Origin of the sequence: Streptococcus ruminicola (assembly GCF_011387195.1) — a bacterium.
Classification (GTDB): Bacteria; Bacillota; Bacilli; order Lactobacillales; family Streptococcaceae; genus Streptococcus; species Streptococcus ruminicola.
The window spans coordinates 1,813,975-1,833,606 of the sequence record NZ_CP046919.1; the positions used below are offsets into that span (position 1 = coordinate 1,813,975).

Below are 19,632 nucleotides of genomic sequence, written 5' to 3' on the forward strand. Positions count from 1 at the left end.
TCTACTATTTTACAGCTGCAAGAGCTTCTTCGACAGCAACTTTACTTGTGCTAATCAAATCAAGACGAGCAGAGATTTCTTTGATACCCATTGTGATGTTACGACTGATGGCCATATCATTTAATTGTGGTTCAAAGAACGCTTTGTATTCTTCAAGACGTTCAGTTGTCTTGAATGAGTTAGCTGGGTAGATAACGAATTTATCAAAACTCATGTCGCCACCAAGTGCAGCTTTAATCCAATCCCAGTTTTCACGAGCCCAAGTCCAAAATGCCCCTTGAGAGAATGGTTTATCAAGGAATGGTCGGTACCAGCTCATTGCTAAGTCTTGAGGTTTAACAACGTCTTTGTTCTTCAATTCAGAAAGTACACGTTCAACTGTTGCATTTTCTTTTGTATTTGACAATGCTGATGCTAATTGACGTTTGAAGTTACCATCATTAGTTTTCACGTAAGTGTCAAGGTAAAGAGATACAAGTTCTTCAGTTTCAGCGTGTTTGATTTGGTTAGCAAGAACTGACATACGAATTGAGGCTGGAATCGCTTCGATATTGTCTTTGTGTTGGTGGAAAATAGCCTCCGCTTTTGTGACAGCATCTTCGTTATCAGCATACAACATTAATGAAATAGTGTTTTGACGAACCATTTCATCTTCGTCTGATTCACCAGCTTTTGGTTCAAATCCTAGACGATCGTAGTTCTTTTGCATCAAACGGCTAATCAAGGCTTTAAATTGTGCTTGTGCTTGACTTCCTTCCTCTAAGAAGATATCCAAACCTTCAACAACTTGAGAAATAGCTTCCGCTACTAAGTATGATGTTTCATCAGAAAGTTTTGTCAAAAGTGGAACTAACTCAGCGTAAGAAATTTCACCACTTTCAGCAAGTAAACGACGTTCTTGGATAACTTGAAGTTTTGAAACAGTATCAAGTTCAGTCAATTGTTCAAGAACTGTATTTAACAAGTCACCTTTGTAGTTTGTAATATAGTGAGCTGTATTTTCTGTATTTAAACGGAAAGCACCTTCGTTTTCAGCAGCAAGCTTGCTGTAATTAGGAATTTCAAGACGAGCTTCTGTTAGAGTATCTGGAAGTCCTTTCCAATTACTATTAAGTGGAATTGGCCAAATACGGTTTTCATCAACGCTTTCACCGATGAAGAATTGTTTTTGGCTAAGAACGAGTGTATCATCAACCACTTCAGCAGTAACCACTGGATATCCTGGTTGTTCTAACCATGCATCCATGAAAGCAGCAACATCTTTTCCTGATGCTTCTGATAAAGCATCCCAAAGGTCACGACCGATTGTATTGCTATATTGGTGTTTTTCAAAGTAAATTTTAAGACCTGCACGGAAATCGTCATCTCCTAACCAACGACGAAGCATGTGCATCAAGCGGCTACCTTTGGCGTAAACGATAGCTGGATCAAACAAAGTATTGATTTCATCAGGGTGTTTGACTTCAACGTGAACTGATTGAACACCATCAGTAGCATCGCGTTTAAGAGCTAATGGAAGACCACCTGTTTGGAAATCTTCAAAGATATTCCATGATGGTTCAATAGCATCAACAGAAACATATTCCATCATGTTAGCAAATGATTCATTCAACCATAAATCATCCCACCATTTCATTGTAACAAGGTTACCAAACCATTGGTGAGCTAATTCGTGAGCAACAACAAGCGCAACGCTTTGGCGGCTCTTAACAGTTGAGTTCTCGTCAACAAGAAGATAAACTTCACGATAAGTTACCAAGCCCCAGTTTTCCATAGCTCCCGCTGAGAAGTCAGGAAGAGCAACGTGATATGACAATGGAATTGGGTATTTAACACCGAAGTACTCTTCATAAAAATCAATAACACGAACAGCGATATCAAGTGAGAAATCTAATGCTTTAAGAGCATGCGCTTTTGTTGAGAAGACTCCTACTTCTGTACCATTTTTAGTTTTAGCTGTTTTACCTTGCAAATCACCAAGAGCAAAAGCTAGCAAGTATGATGACATGCGAGGTGTTGTATCAAATGTCCAAAGACCAGTTTCTTTACGACGTTCAGCATCAACTTCAGGCATGTTTGAAAGTACGATTTCGCCTTCAGTTTGGTCAAATTTGATGCTCAAATCAAATGTTGCTTTTGCTTCTGGCTCATCGATACATGGGAATGCTTCACGCGCAAAGTGACTTTCAAATTGAGTTGAAATGACTTCTTTTTTAACACCATCAACAGTGTAATATGATGGGTAAATACCAGTCATGTTATCAGTGATATTACCTGAAAACTCAACAACAAGTGTCATTGTTCCTGTTTCTGGCAACTCAACATGAACAGCTTCATTGTCGTTATCAATCTTAAACTCAAGATTTTGATTATCTAACAAAACAGAAGCAACCGTTAAATCTTTTTGGTGGAATGAGATAACATTATCTAAAGCTTCACCACTAATGGCAACGTTACCTGAAAAAGTTTTAGCTTGACGGTTAATATCAAGAAAAATATTATAATTTTCAGGAACAAACTTTTCAATAAAATGTTCTACAGTTTTCATATAACTCCTTTAAAACGTAGAATGAGGACCAACGTATTGTTTGCCCCATATCACCTAATCTTTTAAAATTTAAGTTTGGTACCAAGTATTGTTTTCATTTTTTGCAAATGTCAGAATTGACACACAATACTTTCAAACTTCATCATTATATCACAAAATATGATATATGTCAGTTTTAAAAATCTTGTGAACAAAAGAAGGCTGCCTGTTAGTGGCAGCCTTCTTTTTGTTTATAATTCAATGATTTTTCCTGTTTTAAGGTAAATAACCCATTCACAAAGGTTACGAGCATAGTCACCGATACGTTCTAAATAAGTAATAACCTGAAGGTATTCTTTGCCCGCAAACACTGTATCTGGTTGTTGGCGGATAGATTCAACTGCCATGTTTTGAATTTCTTTAAAATAGTTATCAATCACTTCATCAGAAGCAGCAACTTCATAAGCGCGTTCTTCATCACCAGTCACGTAAACGTCAAGCGCTTCTTCGACCATGTTGCGAACAGCTTTACCCATTTTTTTGATTTCTGCCTCTACTTCTGGCAAACGTTCTTCACCTTTAACGCGAATAGTTGCTTTTGCGATAGAGGCTGCATGGTCACCCATACGTTCAACATCACTTGAAGCTTTCAAAACTGTGATAACTGTACGCAAATCTTGTGATACAGGTTGTTGAAGGGCAATAATCTCAAGAGATTTCTTTTCAAGTTTTGTTTCAAAGTTATTGACAATTTCATCACCTTCAATAACTTCTTTTGCCAATTCACGGTCATGGCTGATGAAAGCACGAACTGTTTTGTTAATTTGTGACAACACTTCAGTACCCATAGCGTAGAATTGGTTATGCAATTTTTCTAATTCATCATCAAATTTTGATCTTAACATAATATCATCTCCTTTTGAGTGTTCCCAAAACTAACCAAATTTACCAGTGATATAATCTTCGGTTTCTTTGCATTTAGGATTCATGAACATTTCATGAGTTTTTCCGTATTCAATAAGTTTACCATCTAGGAAGAATCCTGTACGGTCTGAAATACGTGAAGCTTGTTGCATTGAACGTGTTACAAGAAGCATTGTGTATTTATCTTTCAAACCATAAAGAGTATCTTCGACCTTACCAGCTGAGATTGGATCAAGAGCCGATGTTGGTTCATCAAGCAAAATGATTTTTGGACTTGTCGCTAAAACACGCGCGACACAAACACGTTGCTGCTGACCACCAGACAAGCCAAGGGCTGAATCATGCAAACGGTCTTTTACTTCATCCCAGATTGAAGCTCCAATCAAAGAACTTTCAACTGCTTCATCTAAAACTTGCTTATCTTTAATTCCTTTTAGACGTAGGCCATAAACAACATTTTCATAGATCGACATTGGAAATGGATTCGGTTGTTGGAAAACCATTCCAATTTCTTTACGAAGTTCAACCGTATCTGTTCGTGGACTATAAATGTTATGTCCATTATAAACGATTGAGCCTGTTAAAGTCACCTCTGGATTCAAATCTCCCATTCGGTTAATTGAACGTAGAAGAGTTGATTTTCCTGAACCAGATGGACCAATAAGTGCTGTGATTTCATTAGGATAGAAATCCATAGAGACATTATTGAGCGCTTTTTTCTTATTATAGTAAACAGATAAGTCTCTTACTTTTAAAATAGGTTCTGTCATGTCTTGCCTTTCTAACCAAAGTGTCCTGACACATAATCGCTAGTTGATTGCAATTTGGCATTTTGGAAAATATTATTGGTTTTATCGTATTCGATTAAATCCCCCAAATAGAAGAAGGCTGTATAATCACTAGCACGTGCAGCTTGTTGCATGTTATGAGTAACAATGATGATTGTGTAGTCTTTTTTCAAGTCAAACATCGTATCTTCCAGTTGCATTGTCGCAACTGGGTCAAGGGCTGATGCAGGTTCGTCCATTAAAAGAATATCTGGTTTCACTGCAATAGCACGAGCAATACACAAACGTTGTTGCTGACCACCTGAAAGTGTAAAGGCTGATTTGTGCAAATCATCTTTTACTTGATCCCAGAGAGCAGCTTGTTTTAGAGAAGTTTCTACAATTTCATCTAAAAATTGTTTATCTTTGATACCTGCACGTTCGTAGGCAAATGTAATATTTTTATAAATTGATTTAGCAAATGGATTTGGTCGTTGGAAAACCATTCCGATGTGCTTACGCATTTCGTAAACGTTAATGTTTTTGGCATTAACATCAATACCTTCGTACAAAATTTGTCCAGTGACTTTCGCAATGTCAATGGTATCGTTCATACGATTTAGGCTACGAAGAAAAGTTGATTTACCACATCCTGAAGGTCCGATAAGAGCAGTGATTTTATTTTTTTCAAACTGCATATCAATTCCCTTGATAGCTTCTTTTTGACCATAGTAAACATGAAGATCTTTTGTAGCTAGGGCTAATTTTTCTTCAGGAAAAGTAATAATATGTCTTTCATTCCAGTTATACTTTGTCATCTCTTCTCCTTTATTTTGCTGACGTTAATTTGGCGTGAAGTTTTTTACCGATATAACGTGCTGAGAGGTTGAAAATTAAGATGAAAATCAAGAGAACTGCAGCACTTCCTTGCGATACTTGAGTCGCATCAGGAATCGTTCCTTCACTATTAACTTTCCAAATGTGAACAGCCAAAGTTTCGGCTTGACGGAAAATTGAAATCGGACTTGTAATACTTAGCGGATTCCAGTTTGACCAATCGAGAGCTGGTGCTGATTGACCAGCTGTGTAGATAAGCGCTGCTGCTTCACCGAAAATACGACCTGAAGCAAGAACGATACCAGTCACAATACTTGGAAGGGCTTCTGGAATGACCACATGAACTACTGTTTCCCAACGTGACAAACCAAGCGCAAGACCTGCTTCACGTTGTGTGTGGTGAACATTACGAAGACCATCTTCAACATTACGTGTCATTTGAGGAAGGTTGAAAACAGTAAGTGCAAGGGCACCTGAGATAATTGAGAATCCATATTGGAATTGAACAACGAAAATCAGATAACCAAACAAACCGACAACAACAGATGGTAAAGATGAAAGAATTTCAATACATGTTCTGATGAAATTAGTAAAGCGGCCTTTTTTCGCGTATTCAGACAAATAAATTCCTGCTCCCATTGATAAAGGGATAGAAATAACCAATGTGATTACCAAAAGAAAGAGGGAGTTATACAATTGAATCCCAATACCACCACCTGCTTCATACGATGATGATTTACCAGTCAAGAATGACCAGTTAACATGAGGTAATCCATTTACCAAGATATATAGTAGTAATGATGCCAAAATCGCAACAATAATTCCAGCAATTGTATAGAGAATTCCTGTTGCTAACTTATCAAATTTCTTAGCGTGCATAGTTTCTCTTTCTTTCTCTTGTAATAAATTTAACAAGCATGTTGAATCCTAAACTCATAATGAGTAGAACCAACGCTAGTGACCAAAGAACATTATTTTGAACAGTTCCCATAACGGTATTACCGATTCCCATTGTAAGAACGGATGTTAGGGTTGCTGCTGGAGTTGTTAGAGAGGTTGGAACAACGGCTGAGTTACCAACAACCATTTGGATAGCTAAGGCTTCACCAAAGGCACGTGCCATACCAAAAATAACAGCGGTAAAAATACCAGGTCTAGCAGCATTTAAAATAACGCGCCAGATTGTTTGCCAACGAGTGGCTCCCATCGCTAAACTAGCTTCTTTATAATGTCTTGGCACTGCTTTTAAACTATCGATTGTCATGAAGGTTACCGTTGGTAAAATCATAACAAACAAAACGCAGACACCAGATAAGATACCGAACCCAGTTCCACCAAAGATAGAACGTGTAAATGGAACGATAACTTGCAAACCAATGAATCCATAAACAACAGATGGAATACCTGTTAATAATTCAATAGCTGGTTGAAGAATTTTGGCTCCATATTTTGGAGAAATTTCTGTCATAAAGACTGCCGCACCAATAGCAATCGGAGTTGCTACCAAGGCAGACAAAATAGTTACAATAAATGATCCCAAAATCATCGGAAGAGCTCCGAATGATCCTGAACTTGGATCCCATTTACTTCCAAAGAGGAATGTGATCGGATTAACACCATCGACGAAGAAAGTTGATAATCCTTTTTGGGCAACGAAGATTAAAATCATTGCCACGATGAAAACAATCAGTACTAAACAAAAGAATGTGATGCCTTTTCCGAACTTCTCAAGGCGAGAATTTTTTGAAGGCGTTGTTAACTGTTTCTCAAGATCTTGATTTCTCATAGTATCTCCTTATTTTGCTGTAACAGTGCCATCAGCTGATTTGGTAACTTTCATTTCGTTAACTGAAATGTAACCCATATGTTCAACGACACCTTTTTGAATCTCATCACTCATAACGAAATCCAAAAATTCTTTAGTCAAACCAGTTGGTTTACCTTTAGTGTACATATGTTCATATGACCAAAGTGGCCAATTATTTTTGGTTACATTTTCAACTGTTGGTTTATAACCGTTTAGACGAATTGTCTTAACAGAACTATCAACGTAAGCAAAAGCAAGATAAGAAATAGCTCCTGGAGTTTGCGATACGATTGACTTAACCATACCGTTTGAGTCTTGTTCTTGACTTTGAATAGCTGAATCACCTTTCATGATGATGCTATCAAATGTCGCACGCGACCCAGAACTTGCTGCACGGTTAATAATAGAAATAGCTAAGTCTGGTCCACCAACTTCTTTCCAGTTTGTAATTTTACCAGTGAAGATTTGGTGTAATTGCTCAGTGGTTAAATTGTTAACAGCGACTTTTTTGTTAACAATAACCGCAAGACCTGCTACTGCTACTTGGTGATCCACCAACTTATCAGCATTGATACCTTCTTTTTCTTCTGCGAAAAGATCGCTATTACCTATTTGAACAGCCCCTGACTGAACTTGTGAAAGACCTGTACCAGATCCACCACCTTGAACATTGACTGTCTTACCAATATTCGTCGATCCGAACTCATCAGCGGCAGCTTCAACAAGTGGTTGCAAAGCTGTCGATCCTACGCTGGTAATCGACTGCCCCTTGTCAATCCAGCTTGAACAACCAGATAAGACAAAGGCTACTGAGGTAGCTAGCAATAAAAAGCTAAGAATTTTCATTTTTTTCATTTGCGATTCCTACTTCTTTTTGAAAATAAAAAGTAATTGACATGAAGTGTTACAAACACCTCACATGCAAATAGTAACATATCACTGAAAGCTTGAAAAGTGGTTTTCAGGCCATCACATTCAAAAATTGTACCTATAACAGTTTAAGGATTAAAGCGAAGTCCTTTTGGAAAGTAATTTTTCAGAATATTCCCAGTAACTTTTGCAAAACCTATGCCGTTGCCGTTTACAGAAACTAAATACCAACCATTTTTTAATGGATTTTCTAAGTTTATGACATTTCCTGTAACATAAACCTTGAACTGTTCTATATCAATTTCTACAAACTGTTCTACGTCATTTGGTGAAAGGGCTAAGCCCAATGCAAAAGATGGTTCGAAACGATTTTTCTTAAATGTTCCTAGATGAAGTCCATTGCGAGCAATTTTTAATTTACCTAAATCAGGCAATCCTTCTGGCAACAAATAAAGGTTATCGCCAAAGGTTTGTAGGAGCCCATTTAGCTCAATTTTTAGATGTTTTTTGGCGAAATCTTGCCAAAGATTAAGCTGATCTTTTGTTAGATTAGATTTTATAGGTTTGACTTTACGGTGAGCTGGTTCCCTCGTATCATGTAGCTTAGCAACAAATTGTCCTTCACCTTTAAAACGGTGTGGATACATACGAGCAACTTCAGTCATGTCAATTCCTTCAGCCATTCCATTGATTTTTTCAATAGGAAGAAGCTCAAGATAATCGTATTTTGACAATAGCCAGTTAACAACGCCTTCATTTTCCTCTGGGGACCATGTACATGTTGAGTAAACAAGTGTGCCTCCAGGCGCTAGCATTTTCATTGCTTCTTCTAAGATTTCCTTTTGGAGACTGGCACATTCAGCTGGATATCCTTCATGCCAATATTGTGTCGCTGAAGGGTCTTTTCGGAACATTCCTTCTCCAGAACAAGGACCATCAAAGACAATCAAGTCAAAGTACTCTTTGAAAACTTTGGCTAATCTGTCTGAGCTTTCATTGGTTACGACAACATTTTTAGCACCAAAACGTTCCACATTCTCAACCAGAATTTTACTGCGTTTGTTGGAAATTTCATTGCTTACTAAAACACCAGTATTATTCATATAGCTAAGAAGATGGGTGGATTTTCCACCTGGTGCTGCTGCTAAATCAAGCACGCGCATGTGCTCACCCGGTGCTGCAACTTGAGCAACCATTTGAGCAGCAGGTTCTTGTGAATAGACCAGACCAGAAACATGTTCAGGTGACTTACCTGACACTTTTCCATAGTAGCCCCACGGGGTGTCAGGAATCGGTGATTCAAAAGTCTGCTGAGCATTTTTAAGAGGATTTACACGAAATCCAGAAACAGCTTCTTGATCAAAAGTTGCAAAGAAATCATCTGCTTCTTGTCCAAGAAGATTACGGTATTTTTCAATAAATTTATCAGGTAATTTCATACTTATATGATAACAATTTCACATGTTAATTACAACTTTAAGACAAGCATATGACTGATTTAATAAGCAATTTAACCAATAAAAAGCAGTTCTTATCCGAACTGCTTTGTTTGTTTATAAAAATTTTAAATCTATCTCATCGTCACAAATTCTTCGGCTCCTGTTGGATGAATGGCTACCGTATTATCAAAATCCTCTTTAGTAGCTCCCATTTTGATAGCAACTGAGAAGCCTTGAATCATTTCATCAACACCGTAGCCTATACCGTGCAAACCAATAATTTTCTCATCCTCACCTAGAGTAACCAATTTCATTTTACTTGGTTGGCGATGATTACCTAGAGCAGTATACATGGGCGTAAAAGTTGAGCGATAAACTTTAATCTTATCTGCACCAAATACTTCAGTAGCTTTTTCTTCCGAATAGCCAATAGAACCAATCGCTGGATGGCTAAAAATGACTGTGGCAACGTCTTTATAATCCATTTTTGCATTTGGTTTGTTGTTAAAAAGACGCTCTGATAATTGTCTTCCTGCCTTAACTGCTACTGGCGTTAATTCAAGTTTGCCATTAACATCTCCTAGAGCATAAATACCGTCAACAGTGGTGTTTTCATAGGCATCTGTTTTAATGAAACCTTCTTTGGTTAATTCTACTCCTGTTTTTTCAAGTCCGAATCCACTCACATTTGCTTTACGGCCAATTGCCCAAATGATAGCGTCTACCGTGTAAGATTCGCCATTTTCTAAAATTAACGTCAAAGAGTCATCGGCATTTTTTTTAACTTCTTTTGGAATTGAGTGCGTATGTAATTGTGGACCACTTTCGGCCATGTATTTAACAAGGGTTTCAACAATTTCTTTATCAAACGTACGAAGTGGTCGTTCATTACGAACAAAAAGGTCCGTCTTTGAACCGAGTGCATGTAAGACTCCGGCAAGTTCAACAGCAATGTAGCCAGCTCCAACAACAGCAACGCTATTTGGAAGACTATCTAAGGCAAAAAAGTCATCTGAAATCATGCCGTATTCAGCACCTGGAATATCAGGATAAAGAGCATGACCACCAGTCGCAATCAAAATATGCGGAGCTGTATAGTATTGACCAGCAACTTCAACCGTATGAGAATCAACAAAATTAGCATAGTCATAAACACGCTCAACACCATTGTTATCAAATCCGCGTTCATAAGAGCCATGAATACGGTCAATATAAGCCTCTCGATTAGCTTTTAAAGTTTTGAAATCAAAGGTAGTATCAGCCGTGTGAAAGCCATATTCGCTAGCGTATGTCTGAATCGTCTCAGCGACCTGAGCCCCGTACCACATCACTTTTTTAGGAACACATCCTAAATTGACACAAGTACCACCAACTTCTTTCGCTTCAAAAAGAATCACCTTAGCACCATGCATAGCTGCTCGATTAGCTGAAGCAATCCCACCAGAACCACCACCAATAACAATATAGTCATATTGCTTAACGTCCATATATTCTCCAAATCTAATTCTTGATAAAATCTAAAATTGCTTCTTCTGACAACGACGAATCACACACCACTTTAACATGACCAGCTTTGGCAACTAATAATCCTGGTACTGTTGGAACATCATATGCTGTTCTTAAGTCTTGAATATCAGAATCGGCTGCTTCACTATTTACAAAGTAAACAGTAAGTTGATTATCTTTAGCAACTTGAGTTAACTTCGGTTCAAAGCGGCGACAATATGGACAACTAGGGCGACCAATAAAGAGAATAAAACCTTCTGCTACTTCTAAACACTTTTTAGCTTCTTGTGCAGTAATTTCTGTAAAAAATGATGCAAATGATGTCATCTGAATACCTCCTGTAGAAAACTTAATAATCGATGTAATTGATAAATTAATGGCGAATAAAAGCACTGTCATCAACGTCACTATTATCTGAAATATAACGTTCAACTGTCATATGCAAATCATATTTATCGCGCAATTTCGCTAAAGTAGTCATCATTGGTGAAGCATGGTGAATATCAAGGGCTTCTTGATTTTCCCAACTATCAATCAATAAAACTGTCTCAGTTTCTTTAGCCGGAAAGAAATAGTCATAGCGTAAATTACCTTTTTCAGCACGAATAGCATCTGCTATACCAGATTTTTCCATTTCTTCTACAAATCGTCTAGCACTGCCGTTTGCACCTTTATAATACAAATTAACTGTAATTGCCATAAGATCACCTTTTTCTTTTTTTGTCCATTTTAATAAATTTTGAAAACTGTTTCAAATAATTTGCACACAAAAAAAGACTGAGGTATTTTATCTCAATCTCTTTTTTAAATATGAAGTTATTAGCCCAGCGCTACATCCATTACCATCATGATAACAAAACCAACCATTAATCCAAGAGTGGCCACGTCAGTATTTCCATTTGTCTGTGATTCAGGAATCAATTCTTCTACAACTACAAACATCATAGCACCAGCTGCATAAGCTAGGGCATACGGTATGATTTGTAGCATAATAATCACTAGAGCTGCTCCTAAAACAGCCCCAATTGGTTCAACAATGGCTGACATTGCGCCAAGAAAGAAAGCTCGAAAACGAGAACTCCCATCAGCTCGAATCGGAATTGACAAAGCAGCCCCTTCAGGAATATTTTGTAAACCAATCCCAATAGCAAGTCCTAGTGCACCAATAAGCGCAGCACTAGTCATATTACCAGAAGCAAGCGCCCCAAAAGTCACTCCAACCGCTAAACCTTCTGGGAAATTATGAATGGTAATAGCCAAAAATAGCAAAGCTGTTTTTGAGAGTTTTTTCTTTGGTTGAATCCCTTCTGCTTCAGAAACATCTAACCCTAAGTGCAAGTGAGGAACAAGGGCGTCAATCAATCGGAGACTAAAGCCACCGAGTAAAAATCCAACTGCTGCGGGTACCCAAGCAAAATTACCATAATCAGCCTTAGCATAAGAAAGTGCTGGGTCAAGCAAAGACCAAAAGGACGCTGCAATCATTACTCCGGCAGCAAATCCCATCATAATATCTAGCAATTTTCGGCTAACTTTAGTAAAGAAAAAAACAACGGCAGATCCAAGAATGGTACATCCCCAAGTAAAAAGGCCTGCCAACAAGGCTAAAAAGACAACATTTTGTGTCATTAGCCAATTCATCATAAACAAATCTCCTTTTATCAATATTATCCAATAAAAACGTTTTCTATAAATTCATTCTTATTTTACCATAGGTGTAAAAGAAAAACCTAGTAAAAATACTAGGTTTGAGATAAATAAGTTTGTATCGTTGATAATTTTGCTTTCGGAACAAACATGACTTTTTGACGATGTGTGAAATCTGGTTCTTCACCATCAATAGTCAATAAGACATAACCAAGTTTTTCTCCCATCACCTTAGCGGCTGCATAGTCCCAAGGCTGAATGTAAGAAAAGTAAGCCAATAATTGTCCAGCCATAACTGCTGCCATACTAATTCCAGCACCACCATAAACACGAACCCCTAAAGTATGCTCAATCATATCATGGAGTCCATGGTAGTTATACGCAAACATATTAGCATTGCAGCCTACCAAGAATCGGTTCATTGGTCGATCTTGAAATGGTGGTAATTTTTGATCGTTCATATAAACATCAAATTGACCTCCACCACTATACAAGGTATCATCCATCACATCATAAATCAAACCAAATTGACCGACTCCATTTTCATAATAAGCAATCATAACAGCAAAATGCGTACCTTGCGCCACAAAATTGACAGTACCATCAATCGGGTCAAGTACCCAGACATTACCATCGGCAATATCGTGGTGTACACCATTTTCTTCCGCCAAGATATGGTCACTTGGATAAGCTTGCTTAATTTTGGTGATTAGTAATTCTTGAGTTGCTTTATCTAGATTCGTTACCAAATCATCAAAACGTGTCTTTTCTTCAATTTCAAGATCCTTGACCATATTAGACTTAATAAAGTCACCTGCGTCACGAATAATGTCTTTAGCAAATTGAAACTTATTTTCCAAGGGAAATGTATCCTTTCTCCTTTGCTTTAGCAGCTTTTACGGCTTGATAAGTTGAATAGCCACTGCTTTGTTGAAATTCGCGATCAATTTGTTTTTCCTGTGCTTTACTTTTCACAATTGTCTTAAAGGTTGCGTAGCTGTCTAATAAATCGCTAACAGCAACTTTCTTTTCATATGCGGCCTCAACCTGATTCAAAAAATGAAGCACTGATGCTATCTCTTCAGTGCTCCAAGACAAATCAAGTGGATAGCTGTAATTTTTCATACAAAGATGCCCAAACTCTTAAGAAAACGAATCGTTTTCCATAGCTCAACAGACATCAACCTGTTGAAGAGTTATTCCTTTCTATCCTTCAATTTCTGCTTTTATCGTTGCGTCACGCAATTCTTGTTTACGATAATCACGTGGTAAAAATGCACGAATTTCATCTTCATTAAACCCAATTTGCATGCGTTTGTTATCCAAAATGATTGGACGACGAAGCAAACCAGGATTCTTCGCAATTAAATCAATCAATTCTGAAACAGATAACTCGTCAAGATCAATATCTAACTTTTGGAAAACTTTTGAACGAGTTGAGATAATATCTTCTGTTCCATTTTCTGTGAAGGCCAAGATAGCCATTAATTCATCGCGACTAAGAGGACTGGTAATGATATTGTGTTCTTGAAATTTAACATCGTGTTCATTAAGCCAAGCTCGTGCTTTTCGGCAGCTTGTACAACTTGGTGACAAAAATAAAGTAATCATAAAACCACCTCTCTAATCTTCTTAACTTAATTATACAAAATTTTAAAAAAGTTTTCTATTTTTTCCCCAATTTTGAGCAAATTTTTTATCAGATTTTAGCTGTTCAACTAATTCATCGGCTCCAGCGAACTTAATCATGCCTCGAATTTTATCTAACCAGATAATTTCGACCGTTTCGCCATAGATATCGTTTTCAAAATCGAAAATATTTGCTTCCAGTCGCAAATCTTGGCCACCAAAAGTCACATTTTTTCCGATACTTGTCATTGAGCGGTAGCGTTTTCCCGAAACAATAATATCTGTCACGTAAACACCATCACCTGGAAGATAAACACGGTCTAAAACGGCAAGATTTGCTGTCGGGAATCCTATCGTGCGACCTCTAGCATCACCATGAACAACAATCCCTTTAGTTGAAAATTCATAGCCCAGAAGACGATTTACCTCAGAAACATTCCCTGATAGAATCTCTTGACGAATACGTGAAGAGCTAATCTTCTCTCTATTATCCTGAACTTCAGGAACTACAATAACATCACCATCAAAAATTTCTGATAAATGAGCTGCGTCTTTTCTATCGTGTCCAAACTTATAATCAAAACCAACGACAATAGTTCTTGCTCGCAAAGCTTTGATATAAGTCCTCAAAAATTCTTCTGACGACACTTTTGAAAATGCTGATGTAAAATCAACTAAGTAAAGGTCATCAACGCCATACTCAGCAAATTTTTCGTAACGCTTTTCTGGCGCCGTTAAATTCAATAATAATTCTGGTGTAAAACGAGCAAGAGCTAGACGTGGTGATTCATTAAAAGTCAAAACAGTTAAGTCTAGCTGATTGCGTTTGGCAATTTCTCTCGCTTGATCAAACAAAGCTTTGTGGCCTTTGTGAAGACCATCAAAGTATCCCAATACTAAAACACTATCTCGAGTACGTTTGATATCTCGAGCATCTTTTATTTGTTGAATATTCATTTTTTCCATTCTATTATATAAACACTTTATTTGGTTTGTATAGGTCATCACGTGGAATTAGAATAGCAACAACTTTATCTTGATAGAAAGCAGCTAATTGTTCTTCAGTTCTATCTAAAGCAATTTTACGCCCAAATGAAATCTCTGTAACTTGATCTTCTGTCAAATCTACACGTGGCAAATCCATAACGCCATACTCAATTGGCAAAAGAAATGAAAAATCATCTTGCGCAACTTTTTCAGTGATTTCAGACAAAGTCAATGCATCTTCCAATTGAAGACCAGCTGAAGCTTGGCGCTCCAAATAAGACATATGACTGGCAAAACCAAGTGATTTTCCTAAATCGACTGACAAGGTTCTAATGTAAGTTCCTTTACTACAAGCAACTTCAAAGTCAAAATAACAACAATCATCTTTGAATTCTAACGGGCTAGTGCGTTTGAAATCATAGATTGTCACATGGCGTTCAGGTCGCTCAACTGTTTGTCCAGCACGAGCATACTCATATAAACGTTTTCCATTGACCTTAACAGCTGAGTACATTGGTGGAATCTGAGTAATTTCACCAACAAAACTCGCCATAGCTTGGTCAATGGCATCTTCTGTTAGCTCTGTTGAAACTGGAGTCTTCTCAACAACTTCACCACTGGCATCTTCAGTTGTTGTTGAAAATCCTAGGCAAATCTGCCCACGATATACTTTTCCAGCTTCTGTCATATATTCAATCACACGTGTTGCTTTTCCGACAGCAATTGGCAAGACACCAACAACGTCAGGATCGAGCGTTCCACCGTGACCAATTTTCTTTTCATGTAAAATTTTACGAAGCTTAAAGACTGCATCATGGCTAGTCATTCCAGCCTCTTTTTTCAAATTAATAATTCCGTTAATCATAATTTCTATTATAACCGTTTTCAGTAAAAAAAGACAAGCTAAAACTTTGCATTGTTTTAACTTGTTTGTGTTTTTTTAAATGTCGCGTTTGACATCACTGTCAATGTCTAAAAATTCTTGAATGTCTTGTACGTATTCTAAGACACCTTGGAATTCATCATTTTCATCACGAACGGCTGCATAAGTGACATGGATGAATTTTCCCATTTTTTCAGATTTAAACCACATGACAACTTTATCGCGTTCGCCAGAGCGAAGTAATTTAAAGACTTTTTTGACTTTATCTAACACTTTTGGTGGGTGACAAAGTTCAACGTTACGTCCAATCTGACTCGGTGTACGTTTAAACACCATTTTTTCTGGAACAGTATTGTCATTAAAGTATTGGAAAATATCGTCTTTATTAACAAAGCTTATTTCCAAAGGGAGATGATTTAAAATCAGGTTGGCTTGTTCTACTGACAAATACCCGTTACCAAATGGCTGAGCAGTTGTGCGATCAACAGCTGGCTTTTCTTTTTTAGGTGTAAAGCTAATGGTGAACTGTCCCTCTGGCGTATCGATAACTTTCGTCAATTGACTATCATTTGATTCAGCATTAGTCTGACAAAAATCATCAGAATTAACTGTTACAGAAGCAGATTCTGGTTTCTCACTGTCAAATGACTCACGTTTTGGTTGCCATTTAGCTGTTGGTTTAATAATGGCATAACCATACGCGTCACTTTCATCAGCAATGGCTAACCAATCATCTTGGGTAAGAGCTTCAAGAAGAATCATCAACAAAATGGCTTCTTCCTTGAAAATCATTTCTTCAAATTCATGAGCAAAAGTTTCAAAGGCTTGTGACACTTCAGCGATTGATATTTCTGGTAATTTACCCACTGATGCTTGTGCTTTTTTAAAGAGCTCACGAATATCATCATCCACACCCCACATGACGCGTGGCGGAGCATCATGACCATGCTGTTCCATCAATGGAAAAAAGAGCTCTTCTTTACGCTTGTAATGATTATCAAATTGTCCTAGCAGTCCCATTTGAAATTTCAAACCACGTAACAAATCATCACGAAAGTCTGCATTTTCAGGTTTCTCATAGTTTTCAATAATACGGCGAATGCGCAACATAGCTGAGCGTAAAGCTAGATTTTCTTGCTTAAATACATAAACAGGATGCCCTTCTTGTTCCGCATCTGGGACATCAACATCTGACACAGCTCCTTTAAAAAGGTTAGCGTGGACATTACACAAGCCCATAACATCCTCAAAGGTAATGCCAGTCTCATCTCCCATTAACTCATGCTCCATCATTGAAATCTCAAGCGCGGAAACACCTTTAAAGGTTTGATTGAAATCTTCCTGAACAGAATCAGCATCCGCACCGTGATGCAAACGCAACAAAATATCTTTTAGTACTTCAATACGATTTTCAGTCATTGTTGCCTCCAATCACTTCATAACCGTTAAATTCAAGTACTTTTTGAATTTTATCAAGTGAGACATTAGCCAGTTTTGCTCCTGCTTTCAGAGAAGTCACTTTGCCAACGGTATTTAGCATAGTTACTTGTGCTAAAGGTTTAAAACCTAAATCAACCAAAATAGCTTTAATCTCAGGATGTTCTTTTACAACCTCAGCTACTGGTTTGGTTAAATCTATAATATTGTTCATTATAATAACCTCTTTTATTAGGGATAGGTTCATTATAGCACAAGAATTTTAAACTGACTTCATCTGTCATAAAATCTGACATCATTTTTAATCTTTCAAGGCTTCAAATTTTGCTCGCATTGTTGGATTTTTTCGGGTTAATTTTTTGACTGAAACGTCGTCAAGTTTATTGTTAGCAAGTCGAAGTTGGTTTTCGCTTGTCGTTAAAAATCGTTTTACTTCTTCCATACGACGGATTGATTTATCAATTTCATCAATGGCTTTTTTGAAGTTATTACTTGCCGAATTGTAGTTTTTCGCAAAGGCATTTTTAAAGGTTTCAAGGTCATCTTCAAAATGCGTAATGTCAATATTTTGTTCACGAACCAAGGCTAATTCTTGTTTGTACTTAAGAGAATTAAGCGCAGCATTTCGCAAAATACCAATCAATTGGATGAATAATTGCGGACGAACCACGTACATCTTTTCATATTCATGGCTAACATCGACAATTCCTGTGTTAAAGTAATCATTGTCAGCTTCTAACATGGTAACTAAAACCGCATACTCACAATTCTTTTCGCGACGGTCTCTATCTAATTCTTTGTAAAAATCTTTGTTTTTGTGTCTGGTTTTTGTCTCATCAGCTTCATTTTTCATCTCAAACATGATAGATAGTATTTCAATACCATTTTCATCAGTTTCACGATAAATGAAGTCTCCTTTTGAGCCACGGCTTGATACTTCATTATCTTTGCCGAAGGTTGCATTTGGGAAAGCATAGGCACGCACTTTATTAAATTCTGTCTCGGCATATACTTCTAAGCTTTCACCGATTGCCTTAGTTGATTGCTGAGCTTTAAAGTTTTTGTAGAATTCAACTTGTTCATTGGCAGCTTTCAATTGAGCTTCGTAATCTCTTTTAACAGATGCAAGAGATAATTCAGCTTCTTTTTCTTGGAGAGCTAATTTTGACTTAACATCATCACGTTCTTTTTCAACGCTAGCAACTGCTTCTACCAGACTTGTTTTATTTTCAAGTGATAAACGTTCGAGTTGATTTTTAAGCTCAGCTACTTCTTTATCTTTTTCCGTTAAAGCTTTTGTTAGTTCCAAATCTTTATTTGATTGGAAATTTTCCAAGCTAGATTTTAACTCGAGAATTTCTTGGTCTTTCTTAGCTAGTTGGCGTTGATTGTCAAGCTCTAAACTTTGTTTTAGCTGCTCTAATTGCGTAGTCAAATCTGCAATTTCTTTATCTTTAGCACTAGCTTGAACTTGCAAATCATTTTTTGATTTTTCTTCTAAAAGTGCCTTTTCTTTTTCTAAACGCTCATGAATTTCTTTGTCGAATTCGCTACTTCTGACTTGAGCTAGCAATTGACTGTATTCTGTTTCATTAATGGTAAAGACTGTTCCACAATGGGGACACTTAATGTTATTCATAATTTCCTCGCTTGATTTTATAATTACTCCTATTATAACAAAAAGAAGTCTCGAAGACTTCTTTTATATATCTAGAATAGGTTCTTAGCAACATCATCACGAATATGTTGCCATTCTTGGTTTGCTCTAGTAATTTTTCGCTTGTAATCTTTCAAACCTTGTTCATATCGTTGAATGAGAAAAGCTTGTTTGAGTGGCTGAAGTTTTGGTATTTGAATACTAACAATCTTTTTCGTATTCAAATTCATCACATTTTTTCCGGTATTAGTTGTCTCAAGAAGTTCTTGACCTAATTCAGATTCTAAGAATAATTTGATATATGTCCCTGAAATGTCAGCAGTCGGTCTTAAAACAGTAATGTTAGCAGAGGCAATGATTGCCCTATCTTGCTCATGAAAAACAGCGACTTTTTTAACTGTTCCTTTTGAGGCAATTAAAACATCTCCATCTTCTAAAAGGTAACGTGAGACACTGTCTTGTTCTGCATCAATCTTTTTCAAATGGTCGTAATCAATATCAGTCTCAGTCATATCACTTAAGTTAACAACCGATACATTTCCTGTATCTCCTAATTTTGAAACAGCCTTTCCTTTAAAATGCTCTGTCACGTCACTTAAAGAAACTTTGGCAATCGGATTTGCTTCATATTTCTCAATCAATTCACTCATAGCTATCTCTCCTTACATGTTAGTATTATAATACTAATTTGAACATTAAACAAGTTAAAAGAGCA

21 protein-coding genes are annotated in these 19,632 nt (G+C 37.1%); all 21 read right to left on the reverse strand.

Translation table 11 applies throughout. The annotated features are described in order from the left end of the window. Positions 1-4: 4 nt before the first annotated feature. The 21 genes from GPZ88_RS09200 to GPZ88_RS09300 all read right to left on the reverse strand — a co-directional run bounded on the left by GPZ88_RS09200 (position 5) and on the right by GPZ88_RS09300 (position 19,567). Positions 5-2,548, reverse strand: coding sequence for a M1 family metallopeptidase (locus GPZ88_RS09200; RefSeq protein WP_157629043.1), 2,544 nt, complete (start codon positions 2,546-2,548; stop codon positions 5-7). Between the two features lie 230 nt (positions 2,549-2,778). Next, positions 2,779-3,432 (reverse strand): phosphate signaling complex protein PhoU, encoded by a 654-nt coding sequence (gene phoU / locus GPZ88_RS09205; RefSeq protein WP_039696860.1) that lies wholly within the window; start codon positions 3,430-3,432, stop codon positions 2,779-2,781. A 30-nt stretch (positions 3,433-3,462) separates the two neighbouring features. Further along, positions 3,463-4,221 carry a phosphate ABC transporter ATP-binding protein PstB gene (gene pstB, locus GPZ88_RS09210; RefSeq protein ID WP_039696859.1) on the reverse strand — a complete coding sequence of 253 codons (759 nt, stop codon included), beginning with the start codon at positions 4,219-4,221 and terminating at the stop codon, positions 3,463-3,465. A gap of 11 nt (positions 4,222-4,232) precedes the next feature. Next, the gene (pstB, locus tag GPZ88_RS09215) at positions 4,233-5,036 is read right to left on the reverse strand and encodes a phosphate ABC transporter ATP-binding protein PstB (RefSeq protein WP_166044200.1); all 804 of its coding nucleotides are present in this window, start codon (positions 5,034-5,036) and stop codon (positions 4,233-4,235) included. Between the two features lie 10 nt (positions 5,037-5,046). Next, entirely contained in the window at positions 5,047-5,934 is an 888-nt protein-coding gene (pstA, locus tag GPZ88_RS09220; RefSeq protein ID WP_039696857.1) for a phosphate ABC transporter permease PstA, read from the reverse strand. Then, positions 5,924-6,841, reverse strand: coding sequence for a phosphate ABC transporter permease subunit PstC (gene pstC, locus GPZ88_RS09225; RefSeq protein ID WP_039696856.1), 918 nt, complete (start codon positions 6,839-6,841; stop codon positions 5,924-5,926). Before pstC ends, pstA begins: the two co-directional genes overlap by 11 nt. A 9-nt stretch (positions 6,842-6,850) precedes the next feature. After that, positions 6,851-7,717: a phosphate ABC transporter substrate-binding protein PstS gene (locus GPZ88_RS09230; protein WP_074563743.1), complete on the reverse strand. Its 867-nt coding sequence runs from the start codon at positions 7,715-7,717 to the stop codon at positions 6,851-6,853. A 143-nt stretch (positions 7,718-7,860) separates the two neighbouring features. Continuing rightward, positions 7,861-9,171 carry an RsmF rRNA methyltransferase first C-terminal domain-containing protein gene (locus GPZ88_RS09235; protein WP_166044202.1) on the reverse strand — a complete coding sequence of 437 codons (1,311 nt, stop codon included), beginning with the start codon at positions 9,169-9,171 and terminating at the stop codon, positions 7,861-7,863. 131 nt (positions 9,172-9,302) lie between these two features. After that, entirely contained in the window at positions 9,303-10,658 is a 1,356-nt protein-coding gene (gorA, locus tag GPZ88_RS09240; protein ID WP_166044204.1) for a glutathione-disulfide reductase, read from the reverse strand. A 13-nt stretch (positions 10,659-10,671) separates the two neighbouring features. Next, the gene (locus GPZ88_RS09245) at positions 10,672-11,004 is read right to left on the reverse strand and encodes a DUF6568 family protein (RefSeq protein ID WP_166044206.1); all 333 of its coding nucleotides are present in this window, start codon (positions 11,002-11,004) and stop codon (positions 10,672-10,674) included. Between the two features lie 46 nt (positions 11,005-11,050). Beyond that, a complete protein-coding gene (locus tag GPZ88_RS09250) occupies positions 11,051-11,377 on the reverse strand; it encodes a putative quinol monooxygenase (protein ID WP_166044208.1) in 327 nt (108 codons plus the stop codon). 119 nt (positions 11,378-11,496) lie between these two features. Continuing rightward, the gene (locus tag GPZ88_RS09255; RefSeq protein ID WP_158913890.1) at positions 11,497-12,321 is read right to left on the reverse strand and encodes a ZIP family metal transporter; all 825 of its coding nucleotides are present in this window, start codon (positions 12,319-12,321) and stop codon (positions 11,497-11,499) included. Between the two features lie 98 nt (positions 12,322-12,419). Continuing rightward, positions 12,420-13,184 carry an inositol monophosphatase family protein gene (locus GPZ88_RS09260; RefSeq protein ID WP_166044210.1) on the reverse strand — a complete coding sequence of 255 codons (765 nt, stop codon included), beginning with the start codon at positions 13,182-13,184 and terminating at the stop codon, positions 12,420-12,422. After that, complete coding sequence (locus GPZ88_RS09265) at positions 13,174-13,449, reverse strand: UPF0223 family protein (RefSeq protein WP_006532215.1); 276 nt, start codon at positions 13,447-13,449, stop codon at positions 13,174-13,176. Before GPZ88_RS09265 ends, GPZ88_RS09260 begins: the two co-directional genes overlap by 11 nt. An 81-nt stretch (positions 13,450-13,530) precedes the next feature. Beyond that, the gene (locus tag GPZ88_RS09270; RefSeq protein WP_006532216.1) at positions 13,531-13,935 is read right to left on the reverse strand and encodes a Spx/MgsR family RNA polymerase-binding regulatory protein; all 405 of its coding nucleotides are present in this window, start codon (positions 13,933-13,935) and stop codon (positions 13,531-13,533) included. 42 nt (positions 13,936-13,977) lie between these two features. Then, on the reverse strand, positions 13,978-14,910 hold the full coding sequence (locus GPZ88_RS09275; RefSeq protein ID WP_338104105.1) for a bifunctional riboflavin kinase/FAD synthetase: 933 nt from the start codon (positions 14,908-14,910) through the stop codon (positions 13,978-13,980). Positions 14,911-14,923: 13 nt separating this feature from the next. Next, complete coding sequence (gene truB, locus GPZ88_RS09280; RefSeq protein WP_166044214.1) at positions 14,924-15,805, reverse strand: tRNA pseudouridine(55) synthase TruB; 882 nt, start codon at positions 15,803-15,805, stop codon at positions 14,924-14,926. 75 nt (positions 15,806-15,880) lie between these two features. Further along, entirely contained in the window at positions 15,881-17,242 is a 1,362-nt protein-coding gene (locus GPZ88_RS09285; protein WP_166044216.1) for a DUF438 domain-containing protein, read from the reverse strand. Continuing rightward, a complete protein-coding gene (locus tag GPZ88_RS09290) occupies positions 17,235-17,474 on the reverse strand; it encodes a DUF1858 domain-containing protein (RefSeq protein WP_039698211.1) in 240 nt (79 codons plus the stop codon). The genes GPZ88_RS09285 and GPZ88_RS09290 overlap by 8 nt, the downstream gene beginning before the upstream one ends. A gap of 87 nt (positions 17,475-17,561) precedes the next feature. Then, positions 17,562-18,899 (reverse strand): DUF2130 domain-containing protein, encoded by a 1,338-nt coding sequence (locus GPZ88_RS09295; protein ID WP_166044218.1) that lies wholly within the window; start codon positions 18,897-18,899, stop codon positions 17,562-17,564. Positions 18,900-18,970: 71 nt separating this feature from the next. After that, a complete protein-coding gene (locus GPZ88_RS09300) occupies positions 18,971-19,567 on the reverse strand; it encodes a restriction endonuclease subunit S (protein ID WP_157629053.1) in 597 nt (198 codons plus the stop codon). Positions 19,568-19,632: the final 65 nt, after the last annotated feature.

Excerpts from the sequence above, each read along its gene's own strand:
- GPZ88_RS09295 (WP_166044218.1), bottom strand. The coding sequence starts at position 18,899 with ATGAATAACATTAAGTGTCCCCATTGTGGAACAGTCTTTACCATTAAT.
- GPZ88_RS09275 (WP_338104105.1), bottom strand. The coding sequence starts at position 14,910 with ATGAATATTCAACAAATAAAAGATGCTCGAGATATCAAACGTACTCGA.
- GPZ88_RS09265 (WP_006532215.1), bottom strand. The coding sequence starts at position 13,449 with ATGAAAAATTACAGCTATCCACTTGATTTGTCTTGGAGCACTGAAGAG.
- GPZ88_RS09235 (WP_166044202.1), bottom strand. The coding sequence starts at position 9,171 with ATGAAATTACCTGATAAATTTATTGAAAAATACCGTAATCTTCTTGGA.
- pstB (WP_039696859.1), bottom strand. The coding sequence starts at position 4,221 with ATGACAGAACCTATTTTAAAAGTAAGAGACTTATCTGTTTACTATAAT.
- GPZ88_RS09200 (WP_157629043.1), bottom strand. The coding sequence starts at position 2,548 with ATGAAAACTGTAGAACATTTTATTGAAAAGTTTGTTCCTGAAAATTAT.
- GPZ88_RS09255 (WP_158913890.1), bottom strand. The coding sequence starts at position 12,321 with ATGATGAATTGGCTAATGACACAAAATGTTGTCTTTTTAGCCTTGTTG.
- GPZ88_RS09245 (WP_166044206.1), bottom strand. The coding sequence starts at position 11,004 with ATGACATCATTTGCATCATTTTTTACAGAAATTACTGCACAAGAAGCT.
- GPZ88_RS09290 (WP_039698211.1), bottom strand. The coding sequence starts at position 17,474 with ATGAACAATATTATAGATTTAACCAAACCAGTAGCTGAGGTTGTAAAA.
- GPZ88_RS09270 (WP_006532216.1), bottom strand. The coding sequence starts at position 13,935 with ATGATTACTTTATTTTTGTCACCAAGTTGTACAAGCTGCCGAAAAGCA.
- phoU (WP_039696860.1), bottom strand. The coding sequence starts at position 3,432 with ATGTTAAGATCAAAATTTGATGATGAATTAGAAAAATTGCATAACCAA.
- pstC (WP_039696856.1), bottom strand. The coding sequence starts at position 6,841 with ATGAGAAATCAAGATCTTGAGAAACAGTTAACAACGCCTTCAAAAAAT.
- pstA (WP_039696857.1), bottom strand. The coding sequence starts at position 5,934 with ATGCACGCTAAGAAATTTGATAAGTTAGCAACAGGAATTCTCTATACA.
- GPZ88_RS09285 (WP_166044216.1), bottom strand. The coding sequence starts at position 17,242 with ATGACTGAAAATCGTATTGAAGTACTAAAAGATATTTTGTTGCGTTTG.
- GPZ88_RS09230 (WP_074563743.1), bottom strand. The coding sequence starts at position 7,717 with ATGAAAAAAATGAAAATTCTTAGCTTTTTATTGCTAGCTACCTCAGTA.
- GPZ88_RS09300 (WP_157629053.1), bottom strand. The coding sequence starts at position 19,567 with ATGAGTGAATTGATTGAGAAATATGAAGCAAATCCGATTGCCAAAGTT.
- GPZ88_RS09250 (WP_166044208.1), bottom strand. The coding sequence starts at position 11,377 with ATGGCAATTACAGTTAATTTGTATTATAAAGGTGCAAACGGCAGTGCT.
- pstB (WP_166044200.1), bottom strand. The coding sequence starts at position 5,036 with ATGACAAAGTATAACTGGAATGAAAGACATATTATTACTTTTCCTGAA.
- gorA (WP_166044204.1), bottom strand. The coding sequence starts at position 10,658 with ATGGACGTTAAGCAATATGACTATATTGTTATTGGTGGTGGTTCTGGT.
- truB (WP_166044214.1), bottom strand. The coding sequence starts at position 15,805 with ATGATTAACGGAATTATTAATTTGAAAAAAGAGGCTGGAATGACTAGC.